General features: G+C 73.6%; 10 protein-coding genes. 3 read left to right on the top strand and 7 right to left on the bottom strand.

Annotated elements, in window-relative coordinates; genetic code table 11:
• Window positions 1-12 precede the first annotated feature (12 nt).
• Complete coding sequence (locus tag LPU61_RS28345; protein ID WP_043966113.1) at window positions 13-5,067, bottom strand: NAD-glutamate dehydrogenase; 5,055 nt, start codon at window positions 5,065-5,067, stop codon at window positions 13-15.
• 286 nt (window positions 5,068-5,353) lie between these two features.
• Here LPU61_RS28345 and LPU61_RS28350 point away from each other — a divergent pair, with 286 nt between their 5' ends.
• A complete protein-coding gene (locus tag LPU61_RS28350; protein WP_229406689.1) occupies window positions 5,354-7,327 on the top strand; it encodes a penicillin-binding transpeptidase domain-containing protein in 1,974 nt (657 codons plus the stop codon).
• Window positions 7,328-7,600: 273 nt separating this feature from the next.
• On the opposite strand, the gene LPU61_RS28355 is transcribed toward LPU61_RS28350, so the two are convergent.
• The 6 genes from LPU61_RS28355 to LPU61_RS28380 form a co-directional block, all read right to left on the bottom strand.
• The gene (locus tag LPU61_RS28355; protein WP_374199724.1) at window positions 7,601-8,983 is read right to left on the bottom strand and encodes an arginase family protein; all 1,383 of its coding nucleotides are present in this window, start codon (window positions 8,981-8,983) and stop codon (window positions 7,601-7,603) included.
• A 65-nt stretch (window positions 8,984-9,048) separates the two neighbouring features.
• Window positions 9,049-9,963: a tetratricopeptide repeat protein gene (locus LPU61_RS28360; RefSeq protein WP_043966109.1), complete on the bottom strand. Its 915-nt coding sequence runs from the start codon at window positions 9,961-9,963 to the stop codon at window positions 9,049-9,051.
• Between the two features lie 142 nt (window positions 9,964-10,105).
• Window positions 10,106-11,794 carry a methylmalonyl-CoA mutase gene (locus LPU61_RS28365; RefSeq protein WP_229406690.1) on the bottom strand — a complete coding sequence of 563 codons (1,689 nt, stop codon included), beginning with the start codon at window positions 11,792-11,794 and terminating at the stop codon, window positions 10,106-10,108.
• Between the two features lie 94 nt (window positions 11,795-11,888).
• Entirely contained in the window at window positions 11,889-12,302 is a 414-nt protein-coding gene (locus LPU61_RS28370) for an Asp23/Gls24 family envelope stress response protein (RefSeq protein ID WP_043966105.1), read from the bottom strand.
• A gap of 87 nt (window positions 12,303-12,389) precedes the next feature.
• The gene (gene meaB, locus LPU61_RS28375) at window positions 12,390-13,325 is read right to left on the bottom strand and encodes a methylmalonyl Co-A mutase-associated GTPase MeaB (RefSeq protein WP_374199725.1); all 936 of its coding nucleotides are present in this window, start codon (window positions 13,323-13,325) and stop codon (window positions 12,390-12,392) included.
• A gap of 65 nt (window positions 13,326-13,390) precedes the next feature.
• Window positions 13,391-14,587, bottom strand: a complete 1,197-nt coding sequence (locus LPU61_RS28380; protein ID WP_043966101.1) for an acetyl-CoA C-acetyltransferase — start codon at window positions 14,585-14,587, stop codon at window positions 13,391-13,393.
• A 79-nt stretch (window positions 14,588-14,666) separates the two neighbouring features.
• Between LPU61_RS28380 and mce the strand changes: the two genes are divergently transcribed.
• Window positions 14,667-15,137: a methylmalonyl-CoA epimerase gene (mce, locus tag LPU61_RS28385; protein WP_043966099.1), complete on the top strand. Its 471-nt coding sequence runs from the start codon at window positions 14,667-14,669 to the stop codon at window positions 15,135-15,137.
• 711 nt (window positions 15,138-15,848) lie between these two features.
• Window positions 15,849-17,102 (top strand): cell division protein DivIVA, encoded by a 1,254-nt coding sequence (locus tag LPU61_RS28390; RefSeq protein ID WP_043966097.1) that lies wholly within the window; start codon window positions 15,849-15,851, stop codon window positions 17,100-17,102.
• The last annotated feature ends 117 nt before the right edge of the window (window positions 17,103-17,219 follow it).

Genomic DNA, 17,219 nt, shown 5'->3' on the forward strand with positions numbered 1-17,219 from the left:
CCGCGACCCGGGTCAGGCCGCCGAGGTGCGCACCAGCGTGCGGATCTGGCGCAGCAGCACCGACAGCGCGGCGAGGTCCGCCCGCGAGTCGTCGAACTCCCCCATCGCCCGCCGGGCCCGGTGGATCGACGTCGCGTTGGACTGCTCCCACTGCTCCACCCGCTCCAGCGGCGGCAGCGAGTCCGGCGTCGAGCCGAGCACCTCCGCGGTGAGCGCGGCCAGCGCGGCGTACAGGTCGTAGCGCAGCGCCATCCGGGCCAGGGTCTGCCAGCGGTCCGCCCGGGGCAGCAGGGAGATCTTCGACAGCAGCGAGTCGACCCGGAACCGGTCGGAGAGCACGAAGTAGACCGAGGCCACCTCGCCGACGTCCCGGCCGCTGGTCGCCGCCGTCTCCACCACGTCCAGCAGGCCGAAGCTGTACATCAGCCGGGTCGCCTGCTCGGCCAGCCCGCGCGGCAGCCCCCGCGAGGTCATCGCGTCGATGTGGGCCGCGATGCCCTCCCGCTCGCTGCCGTAGAAGAGGTTCTCCAGGCCGGGCAGCAGCCGGGCCACCCCGTCGCGCAGCCGGGCGATCTCCGCCGGCACGTCCAGCGGCGAACGCCGGTTGGTCACCAGCCAGCGCACCGCCCGGTCGAGCAGCCGCCGGGTGTCCAGGTAGACGGCGGTCTGCAGCTCCGGGTCGACCTTGTTGTCCAGCGCCTCGACCGCGTCCCACAGCTCGCGAAGCCCGAACACCTCGCGGACCACCACGTACGCCCGGATCACGTCCGCCGCCGACGCCGCCGTCTCCTCGACCACCCGGAAGACGAACGTGATGCCGCCCCGGTTGATCGCCTCGTTCACCAGCACGGTGGTGACGATGTCGCGGCGCAGCCGGTGCTGGCCCATCCGGTCGGCGAACCGCTCGCGCATCGGCGTCGGGAAGTAGTTGACCAGGACGTCGGTCGTCCACTCCTCGTCCGCGAGCCCTTCGGCCAGGATCTCCCGCTCCAGCACGATCTTCGTGTACGCGAGCAGCACCGCGAACTCCGGCGCGGTCAGCCCGGTCTCGGTGCGGGCCGCCAGCTCCTCGTCCGGCGGCAGCGCCTCCAGCGCCCGGTTCAGCGCGCCCGAGCGCTCCAGCTCGTTGATCATCCGCCGGTGCACCGGGAGCAGCGAGGCGGCCTGCGCCTGCGAGTTGTTGATCGCGCGGGCCTGGTCGTAGTTGTCGCGCAGCACCAGCTCGGCGACCTCGTCGGTCATCCCGGCCAGCAGCTCGTCGCGCTCCGGCACGGTCAGTTCCCCGTCGGCGACCGCCGTGTTGAGCAGGATCTTGATGTTCACCTCGTGGTCGGAGCAGTCCACCCCGGCCGCGTTGTCGATGAAGTCGGTGTAGATCCGCCCGCCCGCGAGGGCGTACTCGATCCGGCCGAGCTGGGTGCAGCCCAGGTTGCCGCCCTCGCCGACCACCCGGCAGCGCAGGCTCCGCCCGTCGACCCGGATCGCGTCGTTGGACTTGTCGCCCACCTCCGCGTTGGTCTCCGAGGACGCCTTGACGTACGTGCCGATGCCGCCGTTCCAGAACAGGTCCACCGGTGCCGTCAGGATGGCCTTCATCAGCTCCTGCGGCGAGAGCTGGGTGACGTCGTCGTCCAGCCCGAGCACGGCGCGGACCTGCGGCGACACCGGCACCGACTTCGCGGCGCGCGGGTACACCCCGCCACCGGCGGAGATCAGCTTCTCGTCGTAGTCCTCCCACGACGACCGGGGCAGGTCGAACAGCCGCTTCCGCTCGGCGTACGAGGCGGCGGCGTCCGGGTCCGGGTCGAGGAAGATGTGCCGGTGGTCGAACGCGGCCACCAGCCGGATGTGCTCGCTGAGCAGCATCCCGTTGCCGAACACGTCGCCGGACATGTCACCGACGCCGACCACCGTGAAGTCCTGGGTCTGGGTGTCGTGCCCCAGCTCCCGGAAGTGCCGCTTCACCGACTCCCAGGCGCCCCGGGCGGTGATGCCCATCTTCTTGTGGTCGTACCCGGCGGAACCGCCCGAGGCGAACGCGTCGCCCAGCCAGAACTGGTGCCCCGCCGAGATCTCGTTGGCGATGTCGGAGAACGTGGCGGTGCCCTTGTCCGCCGCCACCACCAGGTACGGGTCGTCCGCGTCGTGCCGGACCACGTCCTCGGGCGGCACGATCTCACCGGCGACGATGTTGTCGGTGACGTCCAGCATCGCGCCGACGAACTCCTGGTAGCAGGCGACCGCCTCGTCCCGGTCCCCCGGCTTCTGCTTGAGCACGAAGCCGCCCTTCGCGCCCACCGGCACGATCACGGCGTTCTTCACCATCTGCGCCTTGACCAGGCCGAGCACCTCCGTGCGGAAGTCTTCCCGCCGGTCGGACCAGCGCAGCCCGCCCCGGGCCACCGGCCCGTAGCGCAGGTGCACGCCCTCGAACCGGGGCGAATAGACGAAGATCTCGAACCGCGGGCGCGGGGCCGGCAGGTCCGGGATGGCCTGCGGGTCCAGCTTGAACGCCACGTACGGCTTCGGCCGGCCGCCGACCGGCTTCGCGTAGAAGCTGGTGCGCAGGGTGGCCTGGATCAGCGTGAGGTAGGAGCGCAGGATGCGGTCCTGGTCGAGGCTGGCGACGTCGTCCAGCGCCGCCTTGACCGCCGCCACCAGCTCGCCGCCGCGCTCGCGGCGCTGCTCGACGCTCGCCTCGCCCGGGGCGAACCGCACCTCGAACAGCTCCACCAGCAGCGCGGCGATCCTCGGGTACGCGATGAACGTCTGCTCCATGTAGTCCTGCGAGAAGACCGTCCCGGTCTGCCGCAGGTACTTCGCGTACGCCCGCAGCACCACCACCTGCCGCCAGGTGAGCCCGCCGCGCAGCACCAGCTCGTTGAAGCCGTCCACCTCGGCCTCGCCCCGCCACGCCGCCGCGAAGGCGTTCTCCACGTGCGGGCGCACCTCGGCCAGCTCCTGGTGCCCCTCGGGCAGCCGCAGCCCGAAGTCGTACAGCCAGATCCGCCCGTCGACGCGCTCCACCTCGTACGGGTGCTCGTCGACCACCTTCACGCCGAGCGAGTGCAGCACCGGCAGCACCGCCGACAGCATCATCGGCTCGCCGTAGCGGTAGACCTTGAACCGCACGTCCATCGTCTCGTCGACGTCGGCGTCCCGGCCGCCGCCCGCGCGCGGGGCGAGCTGCTTGCGGAACAGGTGCATCTCCAGCTGGCCGGGCTCCTCCAGCAGCTCCAGCTTCGCCAGGTCCTTCATCGCCTCGTACGGCGTGTGCCCGTCCTTGTAGCCCTCCGGGAACGCGTCGGCGTACCGGCTGAACAGGTGCTTGGCCTGCTCGTCGCCGAGCTTGCGCTCCAGCACCAGGCGGTAGTCGTCGTCCCACAGCCGGGTCGCGTCGGCCAGCTCCTCGGCCAGCAGGTCCGCGTCGATGTCCCCCGGCGGGCGGGTCGGGTCCGTCCGCACGATGAAGTGCACCCGGGCCAGCATCGACTCGGTGACCCGGGTGGTGTAGTCCACCCCGACGCCGTTCAGCTCGCGCAGCAGGATGTCCTGCATGCGCAGCCGGTTCTGCGTGGTGAACCGGTCCCGGGGCAGGTAGATCAGGCAGGAGATGAACCGCCCGTACGCGTCGCGGCGCAGGAACACCCGCAGCTGCCGGCGACCCGCCATGCGCAGCACGCCGATCACCGCGTGGTAGAGGTCCTCGGTCTTGATCTGGAACAGCTCGTCGCGCGGGTACGTCTCCAGGATCTGGAGCAGGTCCTTGCCGGAGTGGCTGCGCTGGCTCAGGCCGGAGCGGTCCAGCACCTCGGCCACCTTCCGGCGCACCACCGGCAGCTCCCGCACGCTCGTGCGGTACGCCGCCGTGGAGAACAGGCCGAGGAACCGCCGCTCGCCGACCACCTGACCGGCGTCGTCGAAGACCTTGAAGCCGATGTAGTCGAGGTACGCCGACCGGTGCACGGTGGCCCGCGAGTTCGCCTTCGTGATGATCAGCAGGCGCTTCTCCAGCACCTTCTCGTGCGCCTCGGGCGTCATCGACGACAGCGCCCGCGCCTCCGGGGAGTCCGACCGCAGGATCCCCAGGCCCGTGCCGAGCACCGCCTCCAGCGCCGGCCCCTCGCCGCCGGGGGCGTCGACCAGCCGGTACTCCCGGTAGCCGAGGAAGGTGAAGTGGTCGTGGGCGAGCCAGCGCAGCAGCTCCACCGAGTCCGTGATGTCCTTCTCCGGCACCGGCGGGCGGCTGTCCGAGGTGCGCGCGGTGGCCAGCTCGTCGGCCAGGGCCAGGGCGCGCTGGCGCATCCTCGGCCAGTCCTCCACGGCCTCCCGCACGTCGGTGAGCACCCGCTGCAACTCGCGGCGCAGCTTCTCCCGCTCGGCGGCGTCGCGGACCGGGTCGATCTCGATCCGCATCCAGCTCTCGACGAGGTCCCCGTCGATCGAGTCGTCGGGCTCCACGTCGGCGGCGACCTCGACGAGGCGGCCCAGCGGCTCGCGGCGCACCACCACCAGCGGGTGGACCAGCAGGTGCACGTCGAGGTGGTGGGCGTTGAGCAGGGCGGTCACCGAGTCGACCAGGAACGGCATGTCGTCGGTGACGATCTCGATCACCGTGTGGTGCTGGTCGGCGTCCGGCTCGTGGATGCGCAGCTTCAGCTCGCCCGGCACCCGCTGTTGGGCGAGGTCCCGGTGGGCGCGGGCCGCGTCGAGCATCTCCTCCGCGGTGAACCCGATCAGCTCCTCGTCGGGGGCGAACCGCCAGAAGCGGCCGACCAGTGTCGCCGCGTCGTGATCGTCCCCGGCCAGCGCGACGGCCTGGGCGACCAGGCGTTCGGCGTTCGGGACCGGCTCGTCGAGCTCGGCGTCCTCGACGTCGTCGGCCAGCGCCTCCGCGGGCAGCCCGAGGTCGTAGAGGGTGTCGATGCTCGCACCGGTCATCCCGGTCACGCCTGTGTCGAGTCGGCCGAAGCCGTCCCCGTCGGTTGCCGAATCGAAACTGTCGTCCCGGCCGGTGTCGTCCTGCCGGAGGTCGGGTCCCGGTTTGATCGCCGGACGCCGGTCCATCGGTGCCACTCCCCTCGACCCACCGCGTTGTGGGTCACTCTGCCGCCCAGCCTAGGCCCTCCCGATTGGTGCTTTGGTCGGACCTACGGCCGGACGTACGGTTCGGGACTCCGTCCTTTCACCCGTTGCAGATCCCTGGTCGGCCGGCTGGGGTGTACCCCGGCGCGCGACCTTCATCACCTCCCCGCGGCACGTCTTCCCGCACGTGACGGGCTCGGCGGGGCGGTGCGCGGGCGACGGTCGTACTACCGTGACGGTCAGTCGGAGATCCGGAGGGACCGCCCGTATGCACCAGACGCACCCGATCCGTCGCGGCAGCGCCCGCACCCGCGCCCGGCGGTCACTCGCGGCGCTGGCGGCCACCGTGCTGGTCGCCGGCACGCTGGTCGGCTGCTCGTCCGACGACGGCCCCGCACCGACCGTCGACGCCTTCCTGTCGGGTTGGGGCAAGGGCGACCTGCAGGCCGTCGGCTTCGTGACCCCGGCCGGGCTCAAGGTCCCCGCCGCCGACGTGGCCCGCCAGCTCCGCGAGCTCTCCGGCGAGCTGGCCGACACCCCGCCGGTCCTGCGCCGCACCGGCGACCCGAAGGTCGACGCGAACGTCGCGACCGCCGGGATACGGGTGGCCTGGGCCCTGCCGGGCGACATCCGCTGGGAGTACGACCGGCAGGTGCGGCTGACCACCGGCGACGACGGGCAGTGGCGGGTGATCTGGGAGCCCCAGGTGGTGCACGAGCAGCTCACCGACGGCGACCGGATCGCGTTGCGCCGCGACGCCGCGCCCCGGGCGGGGGTGCTCGACGGCGCGGGCAAGCCGATCGTCACGCCCCGGCCGGTGGTCCGCGTCGGGCTGCAACCGAGCGAGGTCACCGACGCCAAGGCCGTGGCGCGGCAGCTCGACGCGGCGTTCCGGGCGGTCCGGCCGGCCATCACCCCGCCGGTCGACCTGACCGACCTGCCCAAGCGCCTCGCCGACGCCGACCCGGGCGCGTTCGTCGAGGTGGTGACGCTGCGCGACGAGGCGTACCGGCAGATCCGGTCCCGCATCTACGACCTGCCCGGCACGAAGTTCCGGGCCGAGAAGCTCGACCTGGCCCCGACCCGGGAGTTCGCCCGGGCGGTGCTCGGCTCGGTCGACCAGGCTCAGGCCGACGACCTGGCCGCCCACCCCGACCGCTACCGGCAGGGCGACCTCGTCGGCCACGGCGGCCTCCAGGGCCGGCACGACGAGCGGCTGCGCGGCACGCCCGGGCTCACCGTGATCAGCGAGCGGGCCGGGCCGGACGGCACCGTCGCGCCGACCGGCACGGAGCTGTTCCGGCAGGAGCCGAAGCCCGGCCAGGCGGTGCGGACCACCCTCGACGTGGCCACCCAGAACGCCGCCGACGCGGCCCTGCGCGGCGAGAAGCGGCGCGCCGCGCTGGTGGCCGTGCGGGTCGGCGACGGCGCGGTGCTGGCCGCCGCGAACGGCCCGGGGGCCGCCGGCGAGAACCTCGCGTTCACCGCCCAGGTGCCGCCCGGCTCGACGTTCAAGATGGTCAGTGCCCTCGGCCTGCTCGACCGGGGCGCGGTCACCCTGGACGGCCCGGTCGCCTGCCCGAAGACGTTCACGGTGGACGGTCGCTCGTTCAAGAACTCCGACAACTTCGCCCTCGGCACGGTGCCGTTCCGCACCGACTTCGCGAAGTCCTGCAACACGGCGTTCGCCGCGCTCGCCCCGAAGCTCGGCCCCGACGGCCTCGCCGAGACCGGCCGGGCCCTGGGCCTGGAGGCCGAGTGGGACCTCGGCCTGGACGCGTTCACCGGCAAGGTCTCCGCCGACGGCTCACCGGCCGAGCAGGCCGCCGCCGCGTTCGGGCAGGGCACCACCCTGGTCAGCCCGCTGGCCATGGCCGCCGCCACCGCCGCCGTCGCCCGGGGCCGCTGGGAGCAGCCGAAGCTGGTCGTCGACCCGGCCCCGGCCAAGGCCGCGCCCGCCGGGCCGCAGCTCAAGCCGGAGTCGGTGGAGCCGCTGCGCACGATGATGCGCGAGGTGGTCACCGCCGGCACCGCCACCGCCCTGAAGGACGCCCCCGGCGGGCCCGTGCACGGCAAGACCGGCACCGCCGAGTACGACGACGACCCGGCGCACACCCACGCCTGGTTCGTCGGCTGGCAGGGCGACGTGGCGTTCGCGGTGTTCGTGGAGCGGGGCGGGTCGAGCGGGTCGAGCGCGGTCCCGATCGCCGAACGCTTCCTGCGCGCCCTGGCCGCCTCCTGACGGGCCGGCCCGCCGGGACTGTCGGGCGGGCCTGTCGGGCGGGCCTGTTCGCCGGGGGCTGGCGGATGGCGGATGGCCGCCGGGCCTCGGCCGGCCGCCATGCCGGCGACATAGCGGTATCCGGGGCGGCGGGATGCCCCCATGTCGCCGACATGGCAGCGCGCCCGAGCCCCGCGACGGCCCCCGACGGGGCCAGCGCGGCGGCGGGCGGCGCGGCGGCGGGCGGCGCGGCGGCGGGCGGCGCGGCGGCAGGAGGGGGCGGCGAGCCCTCGGTCAGGCGATGCCGGCCGCCGGCCGGGGCGGGGCATCGTCTTCGGGGGTCGGCGGGGCGTCGCCCGGGGTCGACCCGGTGACCCGGCGCAGCAGGCCCGGCCCGACCGAGGCGGGCGGCCCGACGGGCTCCAGCAGCGGGCCGGCCCCCGTCGGGCCGGACGGGTAGCCCGCGACGAGGTCGGCATCGTCCACCGGCCCGGCCGGTCCCTCCGGCCCGCCCCCGGTCTCGTCCGTCCCGGCCGGCGAGTCGGTCGGTGCGCCAGCGGCCGGCGGGCCAGCGGCCGGCGCGCCGACGGCCAGCGGACCAGCGGCCGAACCGCTCGGGCCCGACGGGCAGGCGGGCCCGGCGGGCAGGAGCCGCTCCGCGACCGGGAACGGGCGCGACCCGGGAGGCAGGCGGGGCTCCGGGGCGGCCGGCAGCAGGCGGGGCTCCGGGGCGGCCGGCAGCAGGCGGGGCGGCACCGCGCTCGGGGCGGTCACCGGGGCCAGCCCGGCCACCACCGTGTTGACGATCTCGGCGGCGTACGCGCCGTCGAGATCGTAGTCGGGGTCGAAGACGGTCAGCTCCACGCCGAGGCAGTGCGGGGTGTCGACCAGGCCGGCGAGCAGGATCTCCAGCTCGGCGAAGGCGATCCCGCCCGGGTCCGGGGCGTCGACCGCCGGCATCACCGCCGGGTCGAGCACGTCCACGTCGACGTGCACCCAGTAGCCGGCGCAGTCGGCCAACTCCTCGTGGGCCCACTGGGCGGTGCGGGCGGCGCCCTCGGCGCGCAGCGCCGGCACCGGCCGGGTGGTGATCCCGGCGGCCTGGAGGTCGAGGCGGTATTCGTCCTGGGCGCGGATGCCGAGGACCACCACGTCGATGTCGCGGAAGTAGGGCCGCCGCCCCTCGATCGCGGCCAGGTCGGCCTGCCCCCGCCCGGTGACCAGCGCCAGGTCCTCCCCGGCCGCCGCGCCGACGTACGAGGCGTTGCCGGGGTGCCGGAAGTCGGAGTGGCCGTCGACGAAGACGAGCCCGATCCGCCCACCGACCGCCTCGCCGAGCCGGTGCATGGCCAGCGCCGAGCCGAGCAGGATCGAGCAGTCCCCGCCGAGGACGAGCGGGAACTCCCCCCGGTCGATGATCGCCCCGATCCGGTCGGCCAACGCCGCCGAGTACGCGGCGATCTCCGGGGCGTGGCAGACGCCGTCGCCGGGGCGCCAGTCGCCCGGGTCGTACCGGGGAGGGGTGAGGCAGCCGGCGTCGCGCGCCCGCAGCCGGGCGAGCAGGCCCTGGTCGCGCAGCGCTCCCGGCGCCTTGGCGCAGCCGGGGACGGCGGTGGGGGTGGGCGGGCGCAGCCCGAGGTTGGACGGCGCGTCGAGGACGGCGATCCGGCGCATCATGGGCTCCCGTCCTCGTGGGTCGGGCGGGCCGGCGAACGCCGGCCCGCGCTGGCGTACGGCGGAACTCAGAACAGGGCGCTGGCCAGGGCCCGGCGGGCGGAGGCGACGGCGGGGTCGTCCTGGCCGGCGACGGTGAACAGGGCGATCAGGTGCTGGCGCGCCTTGTCCCGGTCGTCGCCGGAGGTGCGGCGGACCAGGTCGACCAGGCGGGCGTACGCCTGCTCGGCCATGCCGCTGAGCACCTCGATGTCGGCGGCGAGCAGCTGGGCGGGCACGTCGTCGGGGTTGGCCTCGGCGGCGGCGAGCGCCGCGCGCGGGTCGGCGCCGGCGACCCGGCGGGCGAGCCCGACCTGGGCCAGGCCGGCCTCGGCGGCGGCGTCCGCCGGCGACTCGGCGAGGATCTTCTTGTACGCCTCCTCGGCGGCGTCCAGGTCGCCGCTCATCAGGGCGTCGTCGGCCTCGTCGAGGCGGGGGTCCCCCGGTGCGGCGACGTCGACGCCGCCGGCCTTGAGCACCGCGCCGATCCACTGCCGCAGCTGGGCCTCGGGGACCGCGCCGGAGAACGCGTCGACGGGCCGGCCGCCGACCACCGCGTAGACCGTCGGGACCCCCTGCACCTGGAACATCTGAGCGATCCGCGGGTTGTCCTGGACGTCGATGCGGGCCAGCGCCCACGCGCCGCCGCCCTCGGCGGCCAGCCGCTCCAGCACCGGGGCGAACTGGTCGCTCTCCGGGTATCCGGCCGCGCCGAAGAAGACCACGACGGGCATGGCGGTGGACCGTTCGAGCACCTCGGCCTGGAGGTTGGCCTCTGTCACGTCGATCACGGGGCCGCCGCCGGCGGCGGCCGGCAGCCCGGTGGACGGACCGGCCTGAGCCGGTGTGCTGGGGCGGGTGGCGGGCGGTGCGGTGTTGCGCAGTGCGCTGAGGTCGACCGCGCCGCGGGTGAAGATCGACGAGGTGATCCGTGGGTCGCTCATGGTTATCTAGTCTCGCACGTGTCCCGCCGAACTCAGATCAACCGCGACGGCGACAGTTGCGACTCTCACCCCCGCCCCGGCCTGCGAGGAAGGGCCCCTTCCCAACGCTTTTCGGATAGGAAGGGGCCCTTCCTGACACCCGTCAGAAGCGGGCCGGCTCGCGGTAGGTGCCCCACTCGGCGCGCAGCGCGTCGCAGATCTCGCCGAGGGTCGCCTCGGCGCGGACCGCGTCGAGCATGGCCGGGATCATGTTCTCGCCGGTGCGGCCGACCTCGACCATCCGGGTCACCGCCGCGCGCGCCGCCGCGTCGTCGCGGGCCGCCTTGCGCTCGGCGAGCACCCGGCGCTGCTCCACCTCGACCTCGTGCGAGATGCGCAGGATCTCCAGGTCCTTGGCGATGGTGCCGGTGTGGCAGTTGACGCCGACGATGCGCTTGTCGCCCTTCTCCAGGGCCTGCTGGTAGACGAACGCGGACTCGGCGATGTGCCCGGTGAACCAGCCGTCCTCGATGCCGCGCAGGATGCCGGAGGTCATCGGGCCGATCTGGTGCGGGCCCTCGCCGCCGAGCTGCCGGATCCGGGCGAAGATCTCCTCCGCCTCGGCCTCGATCTTGTCGGTCAGCGCCTCGACGTACCAGGAGCCGCCGAGCGGGTCGGCCACGTTCACCACCCCGGTCTCCTCCATCAGCACCTGCTGCGTACGCAGGGCGATCTCGGCGGACTCGTCGGTGGGCAGGGCCAGGGTCTCGTCCAGGGCGTTGGTGTGCAATGAGTTGGTGCCGCCGAGCACGGCGGCGAGCGCCTCGACGGCGGTGCGTACGACGTTGTTGACCGGCTGCTGGGCGGTCAGCGACACCCCGGCGGTCTGGGTGTGGAACCGCAGCCACAGGGCCTTCTCGCTGGTCGCGCCGTAGACGTCGCGCAGCCAGCGGGCCCAGATCCGGCGGGCGGCCCGGAACTTGGCGATCTCCTCGAAGAAGTCGACGTGCGAGTCGAAGAAGAAGCTGAGCCCGGGGGCGAACACGTTGACGTCCAGCCCGCGCGACAGCCCCAGCTCGACGTAGCCGAACCCGTCGGCGAGGGTGTACGCCAGCTCCTGCGCGGCCGTCGCGCCGGCCTCCCGGATGTGGTAGCCGGAGACGGACAGCGGCTTGTAGCGCGGGATCTCGCGCGCGCAGTATTCCATCAGGTCGCCGATGAGGCGCAGGTGCGGCTCGGGGTCGAACAGCCACTCCTTCTGCGCGATGTACTCCTTGAAGATGTCCGTCTGGAGCGTGCCGTCCAGGGTGGACAGGTCGGCGCCCTGCCGCTCGGCGGCGACGAGGTACATGCAGAACACCGGCACGGCCGGGCCGGAGATGGTCATCGAGGTGGTGACGCCGGCCAGGTCGATGCCGTCGAAGAGCACCTCCATGTCGGCGGCCGAGTCGATGGCCACCCCGCAGTGGCCGACCTCGCCGAGGGCCTGCGGGTCGTCGGAGTCGCGGCCCATCAGCGTCGGCATGTCGAAGGCCACGGAGAGGCCGCCGCCGCCCGCGCCGAGGATCATCTTGTAGCGCTCGTTGGTCTGCCGGGCGTTGCCGAAGCCGGCGAACTGCCGGATCGTCCAGGTCCGTCCCCGGTAGCCGGTCGGATACAACCCCCGGGTGTACGGGAACTCGCCCGGCCAGCCGATCCGCTCGAAGCCCGGGTAGGCGACGCCCTCGGGCGGCCCGTAGACCGGGTCGACGGGCATCCCGGAGAGCGTGGTGAAGTCGGCGTCCCGCTTCCGCGCGGCGTCGTAGCGGGCCTGCCAGCGTGCCCGTCCGGCGGCGATCTCGTCGGCGTCCATGCGCAGGGCTCCTCCTCGAGTCCTCGTCAGAGGACCGAGTGTAGTCCCCGGCCTGAACGATCGCTAAGGAGATGCGTACCGGCAGGTAACCGGGTCAGGCCGGCGGCGCGGCGGGGTCGCCGAGCGTCACGTCGTCCACCCGGATGTTGATCTCGTCGACCCGCAGCCCGTACGCCTCGACGGCCCGGGTCACCGCCGCCCGCACCCCGTCGGTCACCTGCGGCACCGGCTGGCCGGCGTCGATCACGATGACCAGGTTGACCACGGCCGCGCCGTTCGTGACGTGCGCCGAGCAGCCGCGCCGGGCGTCGCCGACCTGGTCCAGGCCGACCCGGTCGAAGACGGCGTTGAAGAACCGGGCCACGTCGCCGCCGAGGTCGGCCACCCCGGGGACGGAACGCGCGGCGGCCACCGCGATCTTCTCCACCACCTCGTCCGAGACGTGGGTGGTTCCGCCCGCCACCGCGTCCGGCGTCACCGACAGCTCCTGCGTCGCCTCGTCAGCCATGCCTCTCCCCCAGTACGCGCACACCGCCCCACGACGACCGTGGAGCGGTGCGAGCGTACTCGTTGCCGAGGCTCCGCAGTGGACGCGTCAGGAGCCGATCTTCGCCAGCAACTCGTCGGCTGCGGCGTACGGGTCGAGCGCGCCCTCGGCCACCTTCGCGGCGAGCGCCGGCAGCTCCGTACCGTCGCGAAGTGAACCGATCCGGGCCCGCAGCACGCCCAGCGTGATCGCCTCGATCTCGGCGGCGGCCCGCTTCTCGCGGCGGCGGCGCAGCTCGTCGTGTTCGACCAGCCAGCCGCGGTGCTTGTCGATCGCGGCGGCGATGTCGTCGATCCCCTCGCCCCGCGCGGCGATCGACCGGACCACCTGCGGCCGCCACTCGCCGGGCCCCCGCTCGCCGAGGGCGATCATGCCCTGGATGTCGCGGACGGTGGCGTCGGCGCCGTCCCGGTCGGCCTTGTTGACCACGAAGACGTCGGCGATCTCCAGGATGCCGGCCTTCACCGCCTGGATCGCGTCGCCCATGCCCGGGGCCAGCAGCACCAGCGTCGTGTCGGCCAGCGAGGCGACCTCGACCTCGGCCTGCCCGACGCCGACGGTCTCCACCAGCACCACGTCGCAGCCGGCGCCCTCCAGCACCCGCACCGCCTGCGGGGTCGCCGCCGACAGGCCGCCGAGGTGGCCCCGGCTGGACATCGACCGGATGTAGACGCCCGGGTCGGTGGCGTGGTCCTGCATCCGGACCCGGTCGCCGAGGATCGCCCCGCCGGTGAACGGGCTGGACGGGTCGACGGCCAGCACCCCGACCCGGTGCCCGCGCGAGCGCAGCGCCCGGACCAGCTCGTTGGTGGTGGTCGACTTGCCCACCCCGGGGGACCCGGTCAGCCCGACCACCTGGGCCTGCCCCGCGTACGGCGCGAGGGCCGCCGCCACCCGGGGCAGCACCTCGTCGCCGGACTCGACCAGGGTGATCAGCCGGGCCACGGCGCGCGGGTCACCGGCGCGGGCCCGCTCCACGAGCATCGGCACGTCCCGGCTGCGGCGCACCGACGGCACGCCGGCGGCCGGGACCTGCTCGACGGCTCCGCTCACTGCTGCTCGGCGGGGTCGGGCACGTGGATGATCAGAGCGTCGCCCTGGCCCCCGCCGCCGCAGAGCGCCGCCGCGCCGGTGCCGCCACCGCGCCGCCGCAGCTCCATGGCGAGGGTGAGCACCAGCCGGGCGCCGGACATGCCGATCGGGTGGCCCAGCGCGATCGCGCCGCCGTTGACGTTGACCTTGTCGTCGCCGATGCCCAGGTCGCGCATGGACTGGATGCCGACCGCGGCGAACGCCTCGTTGATCTCGACCAGGTCGAGGTCCTCCACCCCCAGGCCGCCCTTGCGCAGGGCGTGGCTGATCGCGTTGGAGGGCTGCGAGTGCAGCGAGTTGTCCGGGCCCGCCACGTTGCCGTGCGCGCCGATCTCGGCGAGCCAGGTCAGCCCCAGCTCCCTGGCCTTCGCCTTGCTCATCACGACCACGGCCGCCGCACCGTCGGAGATCGGCGAGGCGCTGCCGGCGGTGATCGTGCCGTCGGAGGTGAACGCGGGGCGCAGCCGGCCCAGCGACTCGACGGTGGTGTCCGGGCGGATGCCCTCGTCCTCGCTGATCACCACCGGGTCGCCCTTGCGCTGCGGGATGATCACCGGGGTGATCTCGTCGGCGAAGTGCCCGTTCTTCTGCGCGGCGGCGGCCCGCTGGTGGCTGGCGGCGGCGAAGGCGTCCTGCTCGGCGCGGGTGATGCCGTGCCGCGCGCCGTGCCGCTCGGTCGACTCGCCCATCGAGCAGCAGTCCCAGGCGTCGGTCAGCCCGTCGAGGGCCATGTGGTCCTTGATCGTCACGTCGCCGTACTTGTAGCCGGCGCGCTGGCCGAGCAGCAGGTGCGGGGCGTTGGTCATCGACTCCATGCCGCCGGCCACCACGACGTCGAACTCGCCGGCCCGGATGAGCTGGTCGGCCAGGGCGATCGCGTCCAGGCCGGAGAGGCAGACCTTGTTGATCGTCAGGGCCGGCACGGACATCGGGATGCCCGCCTCGACGGCGGCCTGCCGAGCGGGGATCTGCCCGGTGCCGGCCTGCAGGACCTGACCCATGATGACGTACTGCACCTGCTCGGGGGGCACCCCGGCGCGCTCCAGCGCGGCCTTGATCGCGATGCCGCCGAGCTTGGTGGCGGAGAGGTCCTTGAGGTTGCCGAGCAGGCGCCCCATCGGGGTCCGCGCGCCGCTGACGATCACCGAAGCCATGTGCCTGCCTCCGAGGGGGTGCCGAGCTGTGAACCTTAACGATTGTTCGGTTGGACGGGTGTTCGGTCAGACTAACGCCATGGCTGAGAACTCCCCCGCCGAGCCCGCTGCCGACTTCGTCACAGACATCGGCCTGCGCCGCATCGACCACGTCGGGATCGCCGTCGCCGACCTCGACGCCGCGATCGACTTCTATCAGCGCACCTTCGGCATGCGCTGCGTGCACACCGAGACCAACACCGAGCAGGGCGTGCGCGAGGCGATGCTGACGGTCGGGCCGACCGCCGAGGGCGGCTGCGTACAGCTGCTCGCCCCGCTCACCCCGGAGTCGACCATCGCCAAGTTCCTCGACCGCTCCGGGCCGGGCGTGCAGCAGGTGGCGTACACGGTGGCCGATATCGACGCGGCGTGCGCGGCGCTGCGCGAGCGCGGCCTGCGGCTGCTCTTCGAGACCCCGCGCCGGGGCACCGCCGACTCCCGGATCAACTTCGTCCACCCCAAGGACGCGGGCGGCGTCCTCGTCGAGTTGGTCGAGCCCGCCCAGCGGTGAAAGGTGAAGGGAGGGGCCCCTGTTAACGCATCCTGTGGAGCAGGGGCCCCTTCTCAACCACCCCACCCCACCCCGCCTCGCCTCGCGCCCCGGTGGCACCCGCCCCGGCACCACAACAGCCCCCCGCGCGCGCAGTGGTGCACGGCCGAGTTGATCGACTTCATGTCGGCGGCATGGCGGTATCAACGGGACGGGAAACCCCCATCCGGCCGACATGAAGTCGATCAAGCGGTTCTGCAGCCGCTGACCCTCCGGCCGCCGGCTAGTCGTCCGGGGAGGCCCAGTCGGGCATCGCGGTGGTCAGGCATTGCCTTTCGACGCCGGCTGCGGTCCCCATTCCGCGCGATGCCGGCACGGCCGACAGGGAAGATCGCCGGCACCGACCGACAAGAAACCGGCACGGGCCGAACAGAAACCGGCACGGGCCGGCAAAGGACCGCCGGGCGCTCCCGCGGCCCTTTTCCCGCACGCCCCCGCGCACCCGACCACCCGCCTCCAGGGCCGCCCGACCACCCGCCTCCAGCGCGCCCGACCACCCGCCCACCGGGCCGCCCGACCACCCGCCCACCGGCCGCCCGACCGGCCCCGGAGCTGCCAAGATCGCCCATCGATCGGACCCGCCCGCCGACGGCTTGTTGACCATGTAAACAGGACACGAAAGCCCCGCACCGCTCTTGCGAAGCACCCCGGGGGGTCTGCGAGTATGTCCCAATGCCCCAGCAGCAGTCCTCCCCTCTTGCGTTCTTCGATAACGCGAACTCGCAGCCAGATTTCACCGTTGGCCTGCGCGGATACAACGTCGGGCAGGTCGATGACTTCATCGGTCGGCTGACCGCCGCGCTGACCCAGTCCGAGCAGGCCCGCGCCGAGGCCGAGCAGCGGATGAACGACGCCCAGCGTCGGCTCCGCCAGGCCGAGCAGCGCCAGAGCGCGCTGGAGCAGAAGCTCGCCGAGACCAACAAGCAGCTCGAGGAGAACAGCCGGCCGACCCTGTCCGGCCTGGGCACCCGCGTCGAGCAGATCCTGCGGCTGGCCGAGGAGCAGGCCAACGACCACCGCAACGAGGCCAAGCGGGAGTCCGAGGGCATCCTCTCCGCGGCTCGCCTTGAGGCGCGCGAGATCACCGACAAGGCCCGCGCCGAGGCCGCCGCGATGAAGGCCACCGCCGAGCGTGAGGCCGGCAGCGTCCGCACCGCCGCCGAGCGCGAGGCCGCCGAGGTGCGCGTGCAGGCCCGCCGGGAGGCCGACACCCTGCGCGCCGACGCCGAGCGGGAGACCAAGCAGCTGCGCACCGTCACCGCGCACGAGGTCGCCGAGCTGAAGTCGACCGTCGAGCGTGAGGTCGCCACCCTGCGCGCCACCGCCGAGCGGGAGATCACCCAGCAGCGGGCGAAGGCCGCGCGGGAGGCCGAGGAGAAGCGCGCCGAGGCGACCAAGCTCCTCACCGACGCCCGCGACAAGCGCGACAAGGACCTCCAGGCGCTGGAGCTGCAGCTCGCCGAGCGGCGCGAGAAGGCCGAGCGCGAGGAGTCCGAGCGGCACGCGGCCCAGGTCGCCCAGACCCAGAAGCTGGTCGGCGAGGCCGAGCAGCGCGCCCGGGCGGCCCAGGAGCGGGCCAAGGAGATCGAGCAGCGCGCCGAGGCCCGCCGGGTCGAGTCCGAGCGCACCGCCAACGACACCGTCGAGAAGGCCAAGGCGCTGTCCGAGAAGACCCTCAACGAGGCCAAGGCCGAGGCGAAGCGGCTGCTCACGGAGGCCCGCACCGAGGCCGACCTGACCACGCAGGCCGCCCGCCGCGAGGTCGAGGACCTCACCCGGCAGAAGGACGCCGTCACCTCGCAGCTCGGCCAGATGCTGTCGGGCCTCGCCGGCATCGTGCCGGGCGTGCCGCCGGCGCAGGCCAAGCCGGAGCCGGCCAAGGCGGACAGCAAGGACGAGCGGGTGAACGCGGAGTCCGCTGGCTGACCGACCGCACGGCCGGGGGGCATGGACACGGCGCGGGGTGACACCGGGTAACCGGTGTGACCCCGCGCCGTATGCGTTTCCCGCACTCTGGCCCGGACGCCGGTAACGGCAGTGAAT

The organism is Micromonospora sp. NBRC 110038 (genome assembly GCF_020884815.1).
GTDB classification, from domain to species: domain Bacteria; phylum Actinomycetota; class Actinomycetes; order Mycobacteriales; family Micromonosporaceae; genus Micromonospora; species Micromonospora haikouensis.